The organism is Paenibacillus allorhizosphaerae (genome assembly GCF_042659105.1).
GTDB lineage: Bacteria > Bacillota > Bacilli > Paenibacillales > NBRC-103111 > Paenibacillus_G > Paenibacillus_G allorhizosphaerae.
The window spans coordinates 1,324,222-1,342,886 of sequence record NZ_JBHSRV010000001.1; the positions used below are offsets into that span (position 1 = coordinate 1,324,222).

The 18,665-nt window shown below is 51.6% G+C and carries 17 protein-coding genes and 1 other RNA gene; 1 reads left to right on the forward strand and 17 read right to left on the reverse strand.

All coding sequences use genetic code 11. The features are described from left to right. The first annotated feature begins 202 nt into the window (after window positions 1–202). The gene (locus ACFQI7_RS05875) at window positions 203–2,089 is read left to right on the forward strand and encodes a S8 family peptidase (protein ID WP_218097036.1); all 1,887 of its coding nucleotides are present in this window, start codon (window positions 203–205) and stop codon (window positions 2,087–2,089) included. Between the two features lie 210 nt (window positions 2,090–2,299). On the opposite strand, the gene rnpB is transcribed toward ACFQI7_RS05875, so the two are convergent. The 17 genes from rnpB to yqfD all read right to left on the reverse strand — a co-directional run bounded on the left by rnpB (window position 2,300) and on the right by yqfD (window position 18,650). Beyond that, an RNA gene (rnpB, locus tag ACFQI7_RS05880) (RNase P RNA component class A) lies at window positions 2,300–2,754 on the reverse strand. A gap of 61 nt (window positions 2,755–2,815) precedes the next feature. Next, complete coding sequence (locus ACFQI7_RS05885) at window positions 2,816–3,931, reverse strand: Nif3-like dinuclear metal center hexameric protein (protein ID WP_218097035.1); 1,116 nt, start codon at window positions 3,929–3,931, stop codon at window positions 2,816–2,818. Beyond that, window positions 3,907–4,668 (reverse strand): tRNA (adenine(22)-N(1))-methyltransferase, encoded by a 762-nt coding sequence (locus tag ACFQI7_RS05890; protein ID WP_218097034.1) that lies wholly within the window; start codon window positions 4,666–4,668, stop codon window positions 3,907–3,909. The genes ACFQI7_RS05885 and ACFQI7_RS05890 overlap by 25 nt, the downstream gene beginning before the upstream one ends. Next, window positions 4,668–5,504, reverse strand: coding sequence for a hypothetical protein (locus ACFQI7_RS05895; RefSeq protein WP_218097033.1), 837 nt, complete (start codon window positions 5,502–5,504; stop codon window positions 4,668–4,670). The genes ACFQI7_RS05890 and ACFQI7_RS05895 overlap by 1 nt, the downstream gene beginning before the upstream one ends. A gap of 112 nt (window positions 5,505–5,616) precedes the next feature. Next, window positions 5,617–6,738 (reverse strand): RNA polymerase sigma factor RpoD, encoded by a 1,122-nt coding sequence (gene rpoD / locus ACFQI7_RS05900; protein ID WP_218097032.1) that lies wholly within the window; start codon window positions 6,736–6,738, stop codon window positions 5,617–5,619. A gap of 56 nt (window positions 6,739–6,794) precedes the next feature. Then, window positions 6,795–8,633, reverse strand: a complete 1,839-nt coding sequence (dnaG, locus tag ACFQI7_RS05905) for a DNA primase (RefSeq protein ID WP_218097031.1) — start codon at window positions 8,631–8,633, stop codon at window positions 6,795–6,797. A gap of 40 nt (window positions 8,634–8,673) precedes the next feature. Then, complete coding sequence (locus ACFQI7_RS05910) at window positions 8,674–9,135, reverse strand: YaiI/YqxD family protein (RefSeq protein ID WP_218097495.1); 462 nt, start codon at window positions 9,133–9,135, stop codon at window positions 8,674–8,676. Window positions 9,136–9,231: 96 nt separating this feature from the next. Further along, window positions 9,232–10,041: a pyruvate, water dikinase regulatory protein gene (locus ACFQI7_RS05915; RefSeq protein WP_218097030.1), complete on the reverse strand. Its 810-nt coding sequence runs from the start codon at window positions 10,039–10,041 to the stop codon at window positions 9,232–9,234. 282 nt (window positions 10,042–10,323) lie between these two features. Further along, the gene (gene recO / locus ACFQI7_RS05920; protein WP_218097029.1) at window positions 10,324–11,070 is read right to left on the reverse strand and encodes a DNA repair protein RecO; all 747 of its coding nucleotides are present in this window, start codon (window positions 11,068–11,070) and stop codon (window positions 10,324–10,326) included. A gap of 50 nt (window positions 11,071–11,120) precedes the next feature. Beyond that, window positions 11,121–11,264 carry a YqzL family protein gene (locus ACFQI7_RS05925; RefSeq protein WP_218097028.1) on the reverse strand — a complete coding sequence of 48 codons (144 nt, stop codon included), beginning with the start codon at window positions 11,262–11,264 and terminating at the stop codon, window positions 11,121–11,123. 228 nt (window positions 11,265–11,492) lie between these two features. Further along, window positions 11,493–12,410: a GTPase Era gene (era, locus tag ACFQI7_RS05930; RefSeq protein ID WP_218097027.1), complete on the reverse strand. Its 918-nt coding sequence runs from the start codon at window positions 12,408–12,410 to the stop codon at window positions 11,493–11,495. Between the two features lie 5 nt (window positions 12,411–12,415). After that, window positions 12,416–12,826 (reverse strand): cytidine deaminase, encoded by a 411-nt coding sequence (gene cdd / locus ACFQI7_RS05935; protein WP_218097026.1) that lies wholly within the window; start codon window positions 12,824–12,826, stop codon window positions 12,416–12,418. A 25-nt stretch (window positions 12,827–12,851) separates the two neighbouring features. Further along, window positions 12,852–13,559 carry a diacylglycerol kinase gene (locus ACFQI7_RS05940; protein ID WP_218097025.1) on the reverse strand — a complete coding sequence of 236 codons (708 nt, stop codon included), beginning with the start codon at window positions 13,557–13,559 and terminating at the stop codon, window positions 12,852–12,854. Beyond that, window positions 13,556–14,089: an rRNA maturation RNase YbeY gene (gene ybeY / locus ACFQI7_RS05945; protein WP_218097024.1), complete on the reverse strand. Its 534-nt coding sequence runs from the start codon at window positions 14,087–14,089 to the stop codon at window positions 13,556–13,558. Before ybeY ends, ACFQI7_RS05940 begins: the two co-directional genes overlap by 4 nt. Then, window positions 14,086–16,326 (reverse strand): HD family phosphohydrolase, encoded by a 2,241-nt coding sequence (locus tag ACFQI7_RS05950; protein ID WP_218097023.1) that lies wholly within the window; start codon window positions 16,324–16,326, stop codon window positions 14,086–14,088. Before ACFQI7_RS05950 ends, ybeY begins: the two co-directional genes overlap by 4 nt. A gap of 101 nt (window positions 16,327–16,427) precedes the next feature. Beyond that, window positions 16,428–17,396 carry a PhoH family protein gene (locus tag ACFQI7_RS05955; protein ID WP_218097494.1) on the reverse strand — a complete coding sequence of 323 codons (969 nt, stop codon included), beginning with the start codon at window positions 17,394–17,396 and terminating at the stop codon, window positions 16,428–16,430. A 72-nt stretch (window positions 17,397–17,468) separates the two neighbouring features. Then, window positions 17,469–18,650, reverse strand: a complete 1,182-nt coding sequence (gene yqfD, locus ACFQI7_RS05960; RefSeq protein ID WP_218097022.1) for a sporulation protein YqfD — start codon at window positions 18,648–18,650, stop codon at window positions 17,469–17,471. Window positions 18,651–18,665: the final 15 nt, after the last annotated feature.

An 18,665-nucleotide genomic window follows, 5' to 3' on the forward strand; every position in this document is an offset into this window, starting at 1 on the left:
ACAATAAGTGATAATCATTCAACTGCAGTTCCTATCAACATCGTACCACAAAACCAACATAAAAGTAATATACAAAAACCTATCGCCGCTCGTTTATCGATTGTCATTCGTAAGCAAAACGTGTAATTATTCCCTTGCCGCTAGGAAAGACAGGTTCATGGGAAATCTAACGATACATTGATGATCTTAGGAGGCAGCAGCCATGTGGAAATATGTGCTTTCATTTGTGTTTTTGGTCGTTGGAGCGGCGCTGATTTTCCCCCGCGGCGAAGAACGCGTAAAACCCGAATCCATCAGTCCTGCCGTCGAACTGCAAATGAAACAATCGGCCTTGGAGCAGGATGTCGCAAGAACCGATGAGTTGTGCCGCACGCAATGCAGTTATGAAATTGGCCGAGCCGCGAACGATGTAAAGTCGGAACCGGCGGATAAAATCAGCCAGCGGCTGCAGACGCTACAAAAGGAACATCCGCATATGGAAAAGCTCACATGGACCAAGTCCGGCGAGCCGCGCGATAAGGGCGTTTCGGCAGGAACGCTGAAACCGGAAGTGCAGAGCGCGCTATCCGCATCGCTGGACGAAGCCAAACGTTTGGCGGATCAGGGAAAACCGTATCAATCCCAACCTTTACAAACCGGCGCAGGAACCTACTTCGTTATCGGCGTGCCTTCCGGTGACGGATCAACCGGTATTATCGGCGCAGTACGGCAGCAAATTTTGCAGCAGGTTGCCGATCATCAGAAGAAAAATTTGCGTATCGTCACCTATCCGAGCGAAGGGCGCTATAAAATCGAATCGGTCGATTCCCGGACGCTCCAGGATGTTCATGTCGATCATCCGGAAGACAATGAAGGCACAAGCCATTATCACATGAATCAAGTCGTCGTCAAGTTCAAAAAAGAACCGTCCGCCAGCGATCTGTCCCGCATCCAAAAAGAGATCGGCGGCGCTCATGTGCAAAAACTCGGCTACACCTACGTATTCGAATCAAGCGGGATGGAAGCGAAGCAGTTGATGAACTATTTCAAGAAGTGGAACATCGAGTATGCCGAGCCTCACTTCTTGTATTTAACGAACCAAACGGACGAAGCGGCGCCATCCACTCCGCCAAATTCAAAATCGGTGTTGACCCCGAACGATTCGCTGTACCGCCGATATCAGTGGAACTTGCCGCTCATCGAGACGGAAGCCGGCTGGAACGTAACGAAGGGCTCGGAGGATGTTGTCGTAGCGGTCGTTGATACGGGCGTCGATCTGAACCATTCCGATTTGAAAGATCAACTCATAAGCGGGTATAACGTGGTTAACCCGGATTCCCAGCCGCTCGACGACGTAGGTCATGGAACGCATGTAGCCGGCGTCATCGGCGCGCTGGTGAACAACAACCTGGGCGTAGCGGGCATGAGCTGGTATAACCGGATCATGCCGATCAAAGTGCTCGATCAAAGCGGCGCAGGAAGTACGTATGCCGTCGCGCAAGGCATTATCTGGGCGACCGATCATGGCGCCAAAGTCATCAATATGAGCTTGGGCAACTATGCGGATGCGCAGTTCCTGCACGATGCGATCAAATATGCCTATGATCACGATGTCGTTCTGATCGCAGCCAGCGGCAACGACAATACGGAAAGACCCGGTTATCCGGCAGCTTATCCGGAAGTGTTCGCGGTTGCTGCTGCCGATTCGAACAAAGCCAAAGCTTCATTTTCCAACTACGGCGATTATATTGATGTCGCCGCACCAGGAGTAAGCATTGCGAGCACGTATCCGCATAACCAATTCGCGGCGCTGTCCGGTACTTCCATGGCCAGCCCGCATGTAACGGCACTCGCAGCGCTGATTCGTTCGGCGAATCCGAGCCTGAAAAACACGGAAGTGATGCAAATCATGCGCGATACCGCTATGGACATCGGCCCATCCGGCAAAGACAAATATTTCGGCTACGGCCTGATCGATGTTGTAGCCGCATTGAAAGCGGCCGGCGGTAATGCCGGGACTGCGACACAGGAAGACAATGCCGCGCGCAATCAACCGATTGATGAAGGGTTCGGCTGGAATCGTTTCTGGAATCAGTTCTTCGGTAGATGACCAAGTTTATGCACAGCAAAAAACCGCCCTTGAGGCGGTTTTTTTACATGTCTATGAAGCAGCTATTGCGGATAATGTCAACTTACATCGGCGGAAGTCTGCTGTAACAGTTGCAATTCGTCGACAACTGACAATTAGCAAAGCACAATGTAAGTTGCTTTCGTCGACAACTGACGTCAGTCGAGTCTGACGTAGTTGCGACATGGCTCAAAAGAAAGTTTGCCGTAAGCCGGGTTCTGTGCTTCCAGTGGTCGTAACGGGTGCCACCCTCCCACCGTTGAAGCGACAATCATCTATCTAGGCCAGACATTGCTGCCTGGCTCAAGCGACCAACCCGAACGCGCCTCGGGCAAAGGCTGACTCCCGTTGCAACTGTTACACCAGCAAAGCCGGTGTCCGTTGTCAACAATAGAAGACGTGCGTTCCTCTAGGTCTTGCTCCAAATGGGGTTTACCAGGACCGATGTCACCATCGCTCCTCGTGGTCTCTTACACCACGGTTCCACCCTTACCTGATCCGCGCAATTGCTTGCGCGGCCATCGGCGGTCCATTTCTGTGGCACTAGCCTTCAGCTCGCGCTGACTGGACGTTATCCAGCATTCTGCCCTATGGAGCCCGGACTTTCCTCTCGTGGCCAAGCCACCAGCGATTGTCTGTCAAACTTTCTTCTGCAATAGATGCATTTGCTAGTATACAAGGAATCGGGCAAAAAAACAACTGGTGCTTTTACACAAACCGAAACGGCTCCGTATTCAGCTCCGAAGGCACGACAGCCGTTGCCCACTTTCGCTCGGCCAGCTTCCGCTGCAAATATGCCGCGACGCCTTGCTTCATAATTTTTTCCACGTTATGCCCCGGATCGATTAACGCAATGCCCGCGGCTAACGCGTCATGCGCCGTATGATAATCGATGTCACCGGTAATGAGTACATCGACTCCTTTGAACAGCGCATGCTTCATGTACCGGCTGCCGGAACCGCCTAATACCGCGGCTTTGCGCACTATTCGATCGGGATCACCGACCACCCTCAGCATCGGTACGTCAAACGCCTGCTTCACCTGCTCGCAAAGCTCCCCAAGCGTTAGCGGCTTCGGTAGCTTACCGGAGCGGCCAAGCCCGAACGTTCTTGTTTTCAAATCAAGCAAATATAAATCATAAGCGACTTCTTCGTAAGGATGAGCCTTTAGCATTGCTTGCACGACGCGTCGCTCAACGCTTTGCGGGACTATCGTTTCAATCCGGATTTCTTTCGTCGTTTCAAGCTTTCCCTGTTTTCCAATAAAAGGATCGGTGCCTTCACGCGGAAGAAACGTTCCGCTTCCTTCAATATTAAAGCTGCAATGACTGTAGTCGCCGATCCATCCTGCCCCGGCGTCGAACATCGCCTGCCTTACTTTATCGGCATAATCGACAGGGACGAAGACAACAAGCTTCTTCAATTTATCCGTATGTACTTCATCCAGCGGCTCGGTCTCTGTCAAACCGATCGCTTCCGCCATCATATCATTGATTCCGCCGTCGGCGGCGTCCAGGTTCGTATGGGCAATATATACTGCAATGTCATGTTTGATGAGCCGCTCGTATAGGCGTCCTGCCGGCGTATCCGTCTGGATATGCGGCAGCGGACGATAAATAACGGCATGATGCGCGATAATCAAATCTGCCTGCTCGCGGATCGCTTCGGCCGCCACTTCCTCCGTCACGTCCAGCGCGACCAGCACCTTGCGAATATCTTTTTGCAGCGTGCCGATTTGCAGCCCGATTTTATCGTCCGGAACAGCGTACGCTTTGGGAGCAAGCTCTTCCATCAATTGAATTACGGCCTGGCCTTTTGCGTACATGCTAGCACCTCCTCGATGGTTCTCATTTCCTGACGAAACTCATCTTCTTTTTGCCTTGACGCGTCTAATTCCGAGCGGCCTAAGGCAGCGCATATTTTGTCCAGCTTTTCCAATTCGAAGCGCCATTTTTTTACCCAAACCGAAGAAGCTTCTCTTACCAAGTAAGGCCCCATCTTCAGCAAAACATTTCGATCGGCTATCGTTTTCCCCGATAATGCCAGAGGCTCATATATCCGAGCATTCGTCATATCGCCTTGTCCCGGAGCGATGGCCGTCAATATCTCATATATTTTATCGTCTTCCTCGACGATGCGCTCTCCGATCAACGCCCAGTTGTGTTCCAAAAGCCAGGCGCGCACAAGCGATTCACCGACATTCGGCTGAAGAACAAGACGCGTTACACCTTCCAGCTTCGGTTTTCCCGCTTCCAAGATCGATACGATAAGCGCACCGCCCATGCCGGCTATCGTAATAACGTCAACTTCACCTGGGGCAATTACTTCCAGTCCATCTCCGCGTCTCACGTCAATCCTATGCTCAAGACCGGAAGAGCGAACCTGCTTGGCTGCCGCCTCGAACGGACCCGGATTGACTTCTCCGGCAACCGCGTTAACGATCGTCCCCCGCTCAGCCAAATAAGCAGGTAACAGCGCATGATCCGATCCGATGTCGGCCAAGCGGCTTCCCGCAGGAACTTCTTCCGCAATCATTTCCAATCGCTTTGATAATCGCAACATTAAAAAACAACCCATTCCGTCCATTTTTTTCGAAAAAAGAATAGCAGTGCCGCTTCGATGACGATTTTACCAAGCAGCAACCACTGCACTGTCATTTCGCCGTATTGCTCGGAATAAAGCATACCATACATTTCCGGCATATACCAAACGATCAGCCCGACCGCGAAGAATACAAAGCCCGTCTGACGGCTTTTCTCGTGAACCATCCAGGACATCCAGCAAAAAACGATAGCCAGCGGCACCCAGCTCAGCTCCAGCGTTACCCATTGGATCGTAGCGAGTTGATGATGCAGCAGCCATCCGTAGCAAAACACCAGGCTGACCCAACCGCAAAGATGGAACAGAGCAAAGCGAGCCACCAGCCCCGTCATGATCCATACGACACTTACCAGCACGACATAGGCGACCACCGGAACGGAATCTTCCAACCCATGCATCTTCATTAAATAAACGCCGATAAACAGCAAAAATAAAGAAGCCATCCCAAGCAGAACAAGCGCCGCGGGCGGCTCTTTTTCCCGCTTGACCCCGCTCCATCCGTAGAGACATGCCAAAAAAAGGATGGACGTCCCGATTTGCATTGGTAAATCAAAAGCGTTAAAATTAAGAGCAGCTATACATAAGAGGCTCAAGATACCGAAAATGAGCAACCAGTTTTTCCAATTACTGTTACGTATGTTCATGGTGTTCAGACCGAACCAGGCGGCTTGAGCCGGCTTTTCCCGGCCGTCTTCCAAATATAGATTGAGCAGGAAATCGCAGTATTGCTCAGGCAGCAATTTGCTCCTTCGCCAGTGCTCGATTTCGCGAATTAACGTTTTTTTCTTATCGTCCATGGCCGGCGTCCCCCGAATGCATCGTATCGTACTCCATATTTTTTATCGGCCGGAGCCGAATAAAAAATTAGACCTTACTGCAGGAGATGCAGCAAGGTCTCGGAAATGGAATTTATTCAAGAAAATCTTTAAGCCGTTTGCTTCGGCTCGGGTGGCGCAGCTTCCGCAGCGCTTTCGCTTCAATCTGACGAATCCGTTCACGGGTAACGCCGAATACTTTGCCGACTTCTTCCAGCGTTCTCGTCCGACCGTCATCAAGCCCGAATCGCAGGCGAAGTACGTTTTCTTCGCGCTCGGTTAACGTATCAAGCACATCCTCAAGCTGTTCTTTTAGCAGCTCATAAGCCGCTGCATCGGCCGGAGCGAGCGCCTCTTGATCCTCGATGAAATCTCCCAAATGAGAGTCGTCCTCTTCCCCGATCGGCGTTTCCAACGAAACGGGCTCCTGTGCAATCTTCATGATTTCCCTTACTTTATCGGTGCTAAGATCCATCTCTTTCGCAATTTCTTCCGGCGTTGGTTCACGTCCCAGTTCTTGCAGAAGCTGGCGGGACACCCGTATCAGTTTGTTGATCGTTTCTACCATATGTACCGGTATCCGGATCGTCCGGGCCTGGTCCGCGATCGCGCGCGTAATCGCCTGTCGAATCCACCAGGTAGCATACGTACTGAACTTGAAACCTTTGTCATGATCGAACTTCTCGACCGCTTTGATCAGACCCATATTGCCTTCCTGGATCAAATCCAGGAACAGCATGCCGCGGCCTACATATCGCTTCGCGATGCTGACGACAAGCCGCAGATTCGCTTCCGCCAGCCGGCGCTTTGCTTCCTCGTCGCCTTGCTCGATTCGCTTGGCCAGTTGGACTTCGTCCTCTGCCGAGAGCAGCGGAACGCGGCCGATTTCTTTCAAGTACATCCGTACCGGATCGTTGATTTTAATGCCTGGCGGGAGCGACAAATCGTCATCAAAGTGAAATTCGTCATGATCATGCTCCATCGGACTGCCCATCTCGTGGTCTTCGTCCGTTTCGTTGCCTACGTCGATCCCCATTTCCTGCAGTTGCTCGAAAAATTCGTCGATCTGCTCCGGGTCTTGATCGAAAGGAGCCAGCTTCTCCATAATATCTTTGTACGTTAAGGAAGAACGCTTTTTCCCTTGCTCAATCAATTGATCTTTCACTTGCTCCAACGTAAGTTCCGTCTCTATCTCTGTACGTTGATCGTTCGCCATAGTTCGGGCTCCCTTCTCCCTAGAATTTCATCCTGACGCGTGGCGCTGACGAAAGATCAGGATGATTTCAACTTCTTTTCTAGGGCTATAATCTCACTGCCTAATTGCAGAGCCGTGGTTATATCCCCTGAACGCTCTGCCTGTTTGATTTCTTTTCTTTTTTGTTCAAGCATCTGCAGCAAAGGAAATTTTTGGATTTCCCGGATGTAATCGTCAATGACAGCATCATTGATCCCATTCCGGTTATCTATTAAAGTCAGCGAGCTCGCTAAGCTCTCCAACTTATCATCCTGCAATGTACCGATGAACGTGCTGGCGTTCGGCTCGTTCCCTTGGGCGTAATACGCATACAAGTACGCGGCGAGCGCAGCATGAGCTTCCACATTGAAATGTTCGCCGAGCTGCTTTTGAACATACCCGGAAATATCCCGGTCCGCCATCATGACGGATAGCAGCTGACGTTCCGCAAATTGATAAGCGGGATAAATCGCCGGGGCTTGTTCGCGGGGCTTCCCGTCATTCATAACATTATTCCACGGTTTATCTTTATTATCCCCAAATCTTTCGTTTTTTTCCGACTGGAGCCTGATTTCGTTCAGCTCCTGCATAGCCGTTTCAAACTTTAGCTGAAACTCGTTCGTAAGCTCTTTGACGTAATGCTCCCGTTCTATCGGCGATGCGATGGTTGCGATCAGCTTGAAAGCTTGCCTTATATAACGGAGCTTCTCTCCATCCTCCTGCAGCCTGAAATTTTTGCGAGAATACAAAAGCTTATATTTGATCGACGGTACGGCGGTTGTAATCACTTCGCGTACATATCGTTCAGAACCGTGCTTTCGAATATATTCGTCCGGATCGAGGTTGCCGGGCAAGAGAGCGATGCGTACGTTTAATCCCGCATTCTCCAATATCGGAATACTTTTGTAAGCCGCCGTCTGTCCTGCTCCGTCGCCGTCATATGCAACGACCACTCGTTCGGCAAGCCGTCTGATGGCTTCGGCATGTTCCGCCGTCAAGGCCGTGCCCATTGTAGCGACGCTGTTCGTCACGCCCGCTTCCCAGGATTGGATCACGTCCATATAACCTTCGAACAGCACGAGCTCTTGCGATTTGCGAATTTGCGGCCTGGCCAGATGCAGGTTGTATAAGGTGCGGCTCTTGTGAAAAAGCATCGACTCCGGGCTGTTCAAATATTTGGGCTGCGCGTCTCCCATCGATCGCGCGGCGAAGGCAATCGCTTGCCCTTTCCAGTCGAGAATGGGAAACATGACGCGGTCGCGGAATTTATCGAAATAGCCGCTTCCGTCCTGTCTCGCCGATATCAGTCCGCCTTGCTCGAGCAATGGCAGCGGAAACTGCCTGCTCTCCAAAAACTTGGCCATCGTATCCCAGCCGGCCGGCGCATAGCCGATGCCAAAAAGCTCGATCAACGCGTCGGTAAGTCCTCTGGAGCGCAAATACTCAAGCGCCGGCTTGCCTTCCGCCGTATTCAGCAGAAGATACCTGTACAGTTTCCCGGCCAATTCGTACGCTTCAAGAAGCTTCGCCCTCTCCGCACTCTCTTTCGTTTCTGCGGCGCTGTGCTGCTGCGGCTGCAATCCGAGATCCAAATGCGCTTCGGAAGCCAGCTTGCGCAATGCTTGACTGAAAGTAAGCCCCTCTATTTCCGAGATGAACCGGATCGCGTTCCCTCCCGCTCCGCAACCGAAGCAATGGTATATTTGCTTTTCCGGTGTGACGGTGAAAGAAGGTGTTTTCTCCGAATGAAAAGGACAAAGACCTTTCATGTAGTGTCCTTGCTTCGTCAGATGAACATGCCGGCCGACGACCTCTACGATGTCATGAGCTTTCAGGACAGCGTCAATCACTTGTTCAGGAGTGCGTCCGTTACTCATATTATCCACCTTCATTCAAATTAACACGTATAACTATTCGCTATTTGGATGCATTCTCCTGCAAACTTCGCAAAACTTTTGTCAAAGATTGTAGAAAAAAAACTCGATCCTCATCCGTAAAGGCTCGCGGACCTTTCGTATGCTTGCCGCCGCGCCTTTGTTTCGCCTGTTCATGCCGGCGTTCGAGCAAAAAATCGATGGTGAGGTCGTTGTACAGCTGTCCGCGATTCGACATCGCTAGTGCTCTCTTGCCCAGCGCAAGCGCAGCCAGACCGAAATCCTGCGTTACCAGCACATCGCCGGGTTTGATATGGTTCGCAATGTACAAATCCACAGACTGATCGGATCGATCCACCTGTACGATCTCTACGCCTTCGGCCGGTTGAAGCCGATGATCGAAGGAAGCGACCATCCGTACCCCGATTCCAAAATCCGCCGCCGCACGTATGATTTCCGGCTTGACGGGACAAGCGTCTGCATCCACTATAATTTTCATTGTCATCATCTTATACCGCCAAAAAGTGTGACTGGAGTACTATAAAATAGTATATACGGCAAAATTGCAAAAAATCCTTCTTGGATCCGGCTAAAAAACGGTTTAGCGCGAACGGTACATATCGATGATGATGCTTGCCGTTTCCTCCACGGCTTTGTTGGACACGTCAATCACCGTACAGCCAATCCGCTTCATGATGGAATCCGCGTACTCCAGTTCCTTGTCGATTCGCTCCACGTTCGCATAAGATGCGTTCCCCGGAAGCCCGAGCGTTTTGAGCCGTTCGGTGCGAATCACGTTCAGCTTCATCGGATCGATGCGCAGCCCGACGATCTTTTTGCTCGATACGGTAAACAGCTGATCCGGCGGCGTAATTTCAGGAACAAGCGGAACGTTGGCCACTTTGAACATTTTATGGGCCAGGTACATGGAAAGCGGCGTCTTCGACGTTCTTGAAACGCCCACCAGCACGATATCCGCCTGCAAAATCCCGTTAAAATCCCTTCCGTCGTCATATTTCACCGCAAACTCGACCGCTTCGACCTTTTTAAAATAATCTTCGTCCAATTTATGAATCATGCCCGGCTGATGACGCGCTTCCTGATGGAGCGATGCTTCGAGTTTCTCGATGATCGGTCCGAGCAGATCGATGTAATGGATTCGGTATCGGATCGCCTGCTCGATTAAATAATCCCGCAAATCCGGTATAACCAGCGTGAAAACGATAATGCCGCTGCGCTCCAGTACGGTGCGGATCATCCGGTCGATGTCGGAGTTATCCTGCAAAAAAGGAATGCGCCGAATTTCGACCTGCTGCGGATAAAATTGTACGGCCGCGGCCCGAACGACGGCTTCTCCTGTTTCTCCCGCCGAATCGGACGCTACGAAAATGACCGGTTTTGTTTGCTGCATGATGTCCCCGCCTTTCCGCTCGTTGTTCCAATCGTGCCGATTGGACCGGTTTCAACCACCCCTGCGTACAAGCCTCTTACAGCTACTACGACTGTGACGATGAAATGTTTCAGAGCTCGCTTTCACGTGTTGAAACAAAAAAAACTCGCCGCTAAAGCCTGTAGGCAGACCTAGAACGAGAGTTGTTCAAAAGATGTATCATTTCATAATATCATTATGCCCAAATCATGTCAATTATTCTTCAAAATAGTCCAGCGGCTATACTCAACTTACGAATACGGTTTATACGCCATACTTGTCCATTTGATCCAGAAAATCACGCGATTTCAGCCTTAAGCCGACATGTGTATCCATATACGACCGCATCAATTGTTTCAGCAGTTCTTTCGACTGAGGTTTGACATCGATTTGTCCGAGTCTGCGAACATCCGCTTGTATGAACAGCCTTAGCATCTTCAGTATTCCCGAGGAGATCCGAATGGCCTGAGGATCACGCAAAATACAGCGCTCGCACAACATTCCGCCCAAACCGACGCTGAAAGCGGCCGCTTCCGCATGCTCACTGCATACGACGCATTGCGTCAGCTCAGGGGTGTACCCGGCGAACATCAGCATTTTCATCTCGAACAAATGGTCAACGATGGCGAAATCTTTGTCCTCTTGAACGGCCGTCAAGCTGCCCTTGAGCTGGTCGAATATAAAAGGCTGCCCCTCCTGATCCCCCAGCATGCGATCCGTTAATTCGGCCAGATAGGAGGCATGTGCAGCCCTGTGCAACTCTTCCCTGATTTTATGGTACGGCTCGATAATTTCCGCATGATTCAGCGTTCCGAGCTGTCCGGATTTAAAAAATAAATAATCTCCGAAAGTAAAGAGCTGAACAGAGGAGCCGTAACGGCTTTTTACTTTTTTGGCGCCGCGCGCCACGACGCTGAGCTTCCCATGCTCTCTCGTCAGCAGCGTAATGATTTTGTTGCCTTCCCCGTAATCCATACTGCGAATGACAATCCCCTGCACTCTGTACTGCACGTTCAGCCTCTCCCGGTCTAAAACTTGAATAACTGCCATTTGAACGAATACTACTGAATCCAGTCGCCCAGTTCCGCCTCCGGCTCTTCGTCTTCGTCCAGTTCTTCCCCGTCTTGGTTCATCATTTCTTTATAAAGCAGGTAAGCATCCACATCTCCGGTTATCGAAAAATACTTCCACGAAAAATCTCTCATGGTACATCCTCCCTTTGCCCAACAACCGATAGCAAGTCTCTGCGACGCGGTAACATGACTAAAATACCTGTTGCAAGTTTAGGATGATACGATTGGGTCAGAAGTATGCTGCGTAAAAACTGGCATGTATGGATTGATTAAACGCCAAACCATGATTTGAAACATCAGATGCGCCCAATTCCTTTGCATTTCTATCCGGCAATCGGACGCATCCGGCAAAGCTGCCTGTCAATCATGACGGAACCCGAGATCGCGCAGCACCCTCTCTTGATTGCGCCAATCTTTCTTGACTTTCACCCACAGCTCCAGGAATGTTTTCGATCCGAGCAGCGCCTCGATGTCGGCTCGCGCCTTTTGCCCGACTTCTTTGAGCAGCGCGCCCTTTTTACCGATGATGATGCCTTTCTGCGAATCCCGCTCTACATATATGACGGCCGAGATGTGCACGACCCCATTATCTTCCACCTTCATATCTTCAATCGATACGGCGATGGAATGCGGAATCTCTTCGCGCGTCAAATGCAATATTTTCTCGCGAATGAGCTCGGCGCAGACGAACTGCTCGGGATGATCCGTCACCTGGTCGGCCGGATAATACTGCGGCCCTTCAGGCAAGTACTTCATAATTTGCTCAAGCAGCGTGCTCACGTTATTGCCGTGCATCGCCGAGATCGGCACAATTTCCGCAAACGGGTACAGATCTTTGTATGTCGTAATGATGGACAGCAGCGCTTCCGGGTGAACTTGATCGATCTTATTCATGACGAGAAATACGGGCGTATCGATCTTTTTCAAGTTTTCGATGATGTACCGGTCGCCGCCGCCGAGCCCCTCGACCACGTCGATCAGCAGCAGGATCGCGTCCACTTCGCTTAGCGCGTTTTGCGCCGTCTTCATCATATAATCGCCGAGCTTGGACTGCGGCTTATGTATGCCCGGCGTGTCAAGAAAGACGATCTGTCCTTCGCCGGTCGTGTATACGCCGTGAATTTTGTTCCTTGTCGTTTGCGGCTTATCGGACATGATGGCGATTTTTTGCCCGATAATTTGATTCATTAAAGTCGATTTCCCTACGTTCGGACGACCGATAATGGCCACAAACCCTGATTTAAACTTTTTTCCGTCCTCTTGTGTTTTCGATGACATTATGTTTAGTTTCCTCCGTTTAAATCATGTGATGTGAATGCGCCCGGGAGCAGCGCGCCGACGTTCGTTACGCTGACTTCGCCCCGCAAATTGGTCAAATAAACCGGCATGTCCGGGGTACAAAGCTCGACCAGCACTTGCCGGCATACGCCGCAGGGCGAAATCGGCTGATCGGTATCGCCAATGACCGCAATCGCCTGAAACGACCTAGCCGGTTCCCCGTCCGCGATCGCCCGGAACAGCGCAGTCCGCTCCGCGCAGTTGGTCGGCCCGTAAGCGGCGTTCTCCACGTTGCAGCCCAGGTGAACATGGCCTTTGGAATCTAGCAATGCGGCGCCCACTTTGAATTTGGAATACGGCGTATACGCTCTTTCGCGCGCTTCCAGCGCCTTGGCAATCAGTTCTTCTTTCGTCATCGGACGAAACCGCCCCTTTCCCGGGCTATAAGTTGATGTGATACAAATAGTAAGCCAAAACCGTAATGAAGCTGCCCAGCAATGCGCCTAACCAAAGAGAGGCGAGCGTTCGTGTTCGCCGGTCGTACAATACGACCAGCAGCACGCCGGCCAAAAAAAATCCGAGCAGCGACGGCAGCGTTTCTTGAACCTGGCATGTGAGCAAGGTGGCGACGGCAAAAGCGACGGCGGTCAGCAAACTCGGCTTCGCCCGGTTGCCCTTGCTTGCGAACCGCGTTTCAACTACGATGACGGTTAAAATGATGAGCGTGAGCAGCACCCAAACGGTTCCTGCGGTGAATGATTGTCCCTCGCTGCTGCGTGCTATGCGAAAAAGGTTGTCCACCGGCTCGTAAAAAATGATCATGCCCGTAACAGCGGCAAAAGCTGCAGACACCAGAACGGAGGCTGCAGCGGTATCTTTGGCAATCTTGGCGAGCGGATGAATGTCCGGCATCGCCAGATCGACCGCTTTTTCAACGGCTGTATTGATCAGCTCTGTAACAATCATCAGCGTAACGGCGAGCAGAATGAACAATACGTCGAACTTCGATAGGTTAAAGAAGAAAGCCAGTACCAGAACGACCAGCGCTGCAAAAAAGTGAAACTTCATATTCCGCTGTGTCGCCAGAGCATATTTGACTCCTTCGTATGCGTAACGGAAGCTGCGCTGCCATTTGGTCGGCTGAATCAACGGGTAAGCCCCGCTTTCTGAAGAATTTGCTCCTGCTTGCCGAACATCGTTTTCTCTTCTTCCTCGGACTGATGATCGTAACCGATCAAATGAAGGAAACCGTGTACGAACAGGAACCCGAGCTCGCGCTCGACGGAATGACCGTATTCTTCCGCCTGAGCGATCGCGCGCGGTACGGAGATGACGATGTCTCCGAGCGGTTCCTCGAAGCCGTCTTCCTCGTCTCCGTCGGCACCGTTAACCGAATCGTTCGTATCGTCCAAGTCTTCTTCGTCGTAAATGATTTCAAGCTCCTCGTCGCCTACTTCCTGCATGGCGAACGATAGCACATCCGTCGGTTTGTCCAGTCCGCGGTATTGCTTGTTCAGCTCTTGAATCGCCTCATCATCGACGAATGTAAGCGCCACTTCGCCATCGCTAACGTTTTCTTGTTCGCCGCAGAGCCGAAGCAATTCCTCCAGTTTATCGATGAATTGGGGAGAAATGTCGAATTGTTCTTGTTCCGTATTCCATGAAAGCTGCAAACTCATGGCTTCACCTCTTTCGTATTGTCGGGTTTGTGCGAGATGTCGGCCGGGTATTCGATCCGCGAATGGAATATGCCGAGCAGCGTCTCATTGAGCGCCTTGGCGATTCTGTCCAGCTCTTTGATCGTCAGGTCGCATTCGTTGAACTGCCCGTCATCCAGCCGGCCCTTGATGATTTTGCGTACCATGGAGTCGATTTGCTCCACGGTCGGATTGCGCAGCGACCTTACGGCGGCCTCGACACAATCGGCAATGCCGACGATCGCCGCTTCTTTCGTCTGCGCGTTGGGCCCCGGATACCGGTATTCGCTCTCTTCCGGCGGTTTCTCGCCTTTTTCTTCCGCCTGCTTCTTCGCTTTATGATAAAAATATTGCAGCAAAGTCGTTCCGTGATGCTGCTCCGCAATATCGCGAATCGGCTTCGGAATGTTGTATTCCTTCAGCATCTCCACCCCGTCACGGGCGTGCGCGACAATGATCGATTTGCTGAGTGCCGGATCGATCTTGTCATGCGGGTTCTCCATATTCGTCTGATTTTCAATAAAATAGCTCGGGCGCTTCGTTTTCCCTATATCGTGATAGTACGCGCCTACCCGGCACAACAATCCGTCCGCACCGATCGCTTCCGCAGCCGTGTCCGCCAAATTCCCCACCATCACGCTGTGATGGTACGTCCCTGGCGTTTCCGTGAGCAGCTTGCGAAGCAGCGGGTGATTCATATTCGACAGCTCCACCAGCTTCAGCGGCGACAAGATGCCGAAAGCGACCTCCAGAAACGGCAGTAGGCCGATCACGAATACTGCGGTCAGCAGCCCGCCGCCTAGGGCGAAGGATGCTGCAAAGAGCGCTTCCTTGTTCGCCTCGTGGTCTTCGAACAGCAGCAGCGAGGCGACCAGCACGACGCCGAAGATCGAACCCATCAGTCCTGCCTTCAAGATCGAAGCGCGCTGGCTGGCACGCTGGATCGAGAACGTTGCCGCAAAGGAACTGGTCAATGTCAGCAGCCCGTACTTGTAGTCGAACGTCTGCACATGATCGGCATTAAATACGATGCTGGCCATAATGCCGAAGACGACGGCGGCGACGAAGGCAAGCTGGGCATCCAGCAAAATAGCGAGCAGCATCGCTCCCATGGCCGTCGGCGCCAGAAATGCGATATACGGATATTCGAGATTTTGCAGCATCGAAAATACTTTCATGCCGGCGATCGTCATAATGACAATGAGAACGAACATCAATAGCGGCACGTTGTAGTAGCTGATCGATAAAGTGCTTTGACGGATATACATGTAAAGCACAAGACACAGCAGCATAGTAAATAAAAACAGTCCCAAATGCGGCCAATAACTCGTATCGTCCTTCAGCAAGTCCAGGCTGCTCAAATGATCGTAAATTTCTTTGGTAATCTCTTCGCCTTTGGCGACCAGTACGTCATTCTTATTGATAAGCACCGGTTTGACGCTATCCCGTGCATGCCCCTTCGCCTCGTCAGTCCCTTTCTGATCGTAGAACTTATTAGGCGTAAGCGCCGCGCGAACGAGCTCCTGCACGAGTTCCCTCGTAATACTCTTACTGAGCGTCGAAGCGTTCACCAGCTCGGGAACTTTCACGCGTACGGTTTGCGCGTCGAGAATCTGATCGTTCATCAGCTTCGATACGATTTCTTTAGCCACCGGCTCCATAGCCGCCAAATCGTCTTTGGTCAGCCGCGGAATTTTATAGAATGACTCTTCCGGAATCCGGTACTGCTGTTCCCTGAAGTTTTTGCGCATTTCCACCATCAGCAGCTCGTTCGTTTGCCCGCTGTCGGCGAACGTTTTTAATACCCGGTCCAAATGATCCTCGATCATCGTCGGGATGACCGTTTTATAAATATTGACTTTATCCGTGAGCGAAACGTCCTGATCGCTGTTAATTTGCTGCAGCTTCTCGAAGATCGTCTCCACGGCAATTTCATTTTTCAATGAAACGATTTTATAAACAGGCTGAACCCGGCCGGCCGCTTCTTCTTTCGCTTTTTCCGTAGCGACTTCGTTCGGTATCGACCGAGGCGCCAAAATGTCCTTCTCGGCAATGGAGCCCAGCTGGATGTCGTAGGTTTGGGGAACGACCCGGTGATATAGGGCAAAGTAAATCACGACCGCCAGCACAAAAAACAGAAGAAAGCGCACGAGGGCGCTGTATCTCCAACCGGCCAGCCGGTATTGAAATTTGCCTTGAATCGAAACCTTGGGTTTCATCGGAAAGGTTCACCCTTTCTCTAAATCTCAGGAAGTATGCGCTCCGGTGATTGTTCGATTTTGTAGTTCAAACGCGCGGCACCGCAGACGCCGCAAGGTGATCATCCTTGGCTTTCATTTCCCTCGTTGTAGGCCATAATGATTTTTTGCACGAGGGAGTGTCTGACGACATCCGCCTCGGCGAACATAATAAACCCGATTTCTTCGATTCGGCTTAAAATACGGTGCGCTTCCACAAGCCCGGAAGATTTGCCCCGCGGCAAGTCGATCTGCGTCACGTCGCCGGTAATGACCATTTTGGAGCCGAACCCGAGGCGCGTTAAGAACATCTTCATCTGCTCGGGCGTCGTATTCTGCGCTTCGTCCAATATAATAAAGGAATCGTCGAGCGTACGTCCGCGCATATAGGCAAGCGGAGCAATCTCGATCAGCCCGCGCTCCAGCGATTTGAGCACCTGCTCCGGTCCTAGCACGTCGTTAAGTGCATCATACAATGGCCGCAAATACGGGTCAACCTTTTCCTGCAAATCGCCCGGCAGGAATCCGAGGCTTTCGCCCGCTTCGACCGCCGGCCGCGTCAGCACGATCCGCTTGACTTTCCCTTCCTTGAGCGCAGTAACGGCGAGAACGACGGCAATGTACGTTTTCCCCGTACCGGCCGGTCCGATGCCGAAAACAATATCCTTCTGCTTTATTTCGTTCACATACTGCTTTTGCCCGATCGTCTTGACGCGTATCGGCTTCCCTTTGTGTGTGACGGCGATTTCGCCTTTAAACAAGTCAAGGAGCTGATCCGCCTTCATCTGCCCGGACAAATCCAAAGCATACAGCACATCGCGCTCCGTTAGCGTATATTGATTGCGGATCAGCTGAAGCAGTACGGAAAACAGCTGCTCCAGACGCGCCGCATCCTGCGCCGATCCTTGAATGACGATTTCTTCCTCGCGCGTGAAGATGGTCGCATCCGTTTCCTGCTCGATCAGGCGCAGGAACTTGTCCTGCGGGCCGAATAAAGCGAGTCCTTCAGCGGTGTTTTTCAATGCAACTTTTGCGGTGGTCGCTTGTTCAATCAACAGGCTGTCTCTCCTCCGGTGTTTTGGGCAAGGCGCAATCGCGGCGCCCAAAATCATACGTGTAAAGTTTTATGGTACGATCGGCTGTTCGACCGCAATCTGTTCCTCGACTTCCAAAAGCACTTCCATATAAACTTTACCATTCTCCGCCTTCTCATGCAAAATTTTTTGGGAAACGACACGCGAATCTTTGCCAGCGTCTGCCAAAATTTCGGAAATCGCCTGCTCCATTCCGATCGCCGAAGCTTCCTTCGGATCGACCGGCTGATCCACGATGCTTACTTCCATCACCTTTTCGTTAATCCAACCGATAGGAAGCACGAAATTTCTCCACTGCAGCGTTTTGCGCTCGGGTATCGTTTCATAATGCTCGTACGAAATTTTACCATAGCCGGAAAGCTGGATCGCTCTGCTGCCGAACACCAAATAAAAACGTTTCCGGGACTCGCCGGTATACGTTTTATATTGAAGCGACAACGGCACTTCGACGGTCGGCTTGTACCAAACAAGACCTTTCACATGCCCTGAGGCGACGACCGTCTGCTTATTCACTTCATCTCCCAAAATACCGGAGATCAATATGTCGCCTTTGCGCACGTAGGCATTCGTTTTGACCACTGGACGGCCCTTTTCCGCGAAAATTTCGGTCACCATCGCGCTTTTCGACGCGACCAGGTGACGGGGATTCATCAGCGGCGGTTTGTCGGGCACCGTCGCTTCGACGACTTTGATAATGACGTTCGTGCCGCGCACCTCTACGCCGACCCAGGCTGTTTTGGGCAGACGGCTCTGCAACTGCCTGGACAGCTCGTCCGGATCTTTCAAACGAAACTTCCACTGCAGCTTGTATACGCCCTCTTGCTTCGCCGCCTGCAGTATTTGTTCGGTCGCGAGCAGCTCGTTTCCTTCGACCCGCACCTGCCAAACGACGGAGGATAGCAAATAAATGCCGATAATAAAACAGACGATACCGATGGCGAAAAATTTGCGCTTTGCGATTTGACCGAGCCAGAACGGCAAGCCGTAACGGGCTTTTATCCGCGTTCTAGAGCCTGTCTGCTTCAAGAGCGGCCGAAGCGCGAAAAAATCGCTGATCGAGATGCACAGCTCCGCCCTTTGCTCGCCGCTGTACCGAATATCCCATACGGACATTCGTTTTTCCGTCATCAGATTGAGCAGCGTCTCCAGCCGAGCTCCTTTCACTTCAATGGCAACAAAGCCGCGCAAGCGATCCAGGTATGATGATTTCACGGATTTCTTCCCCTT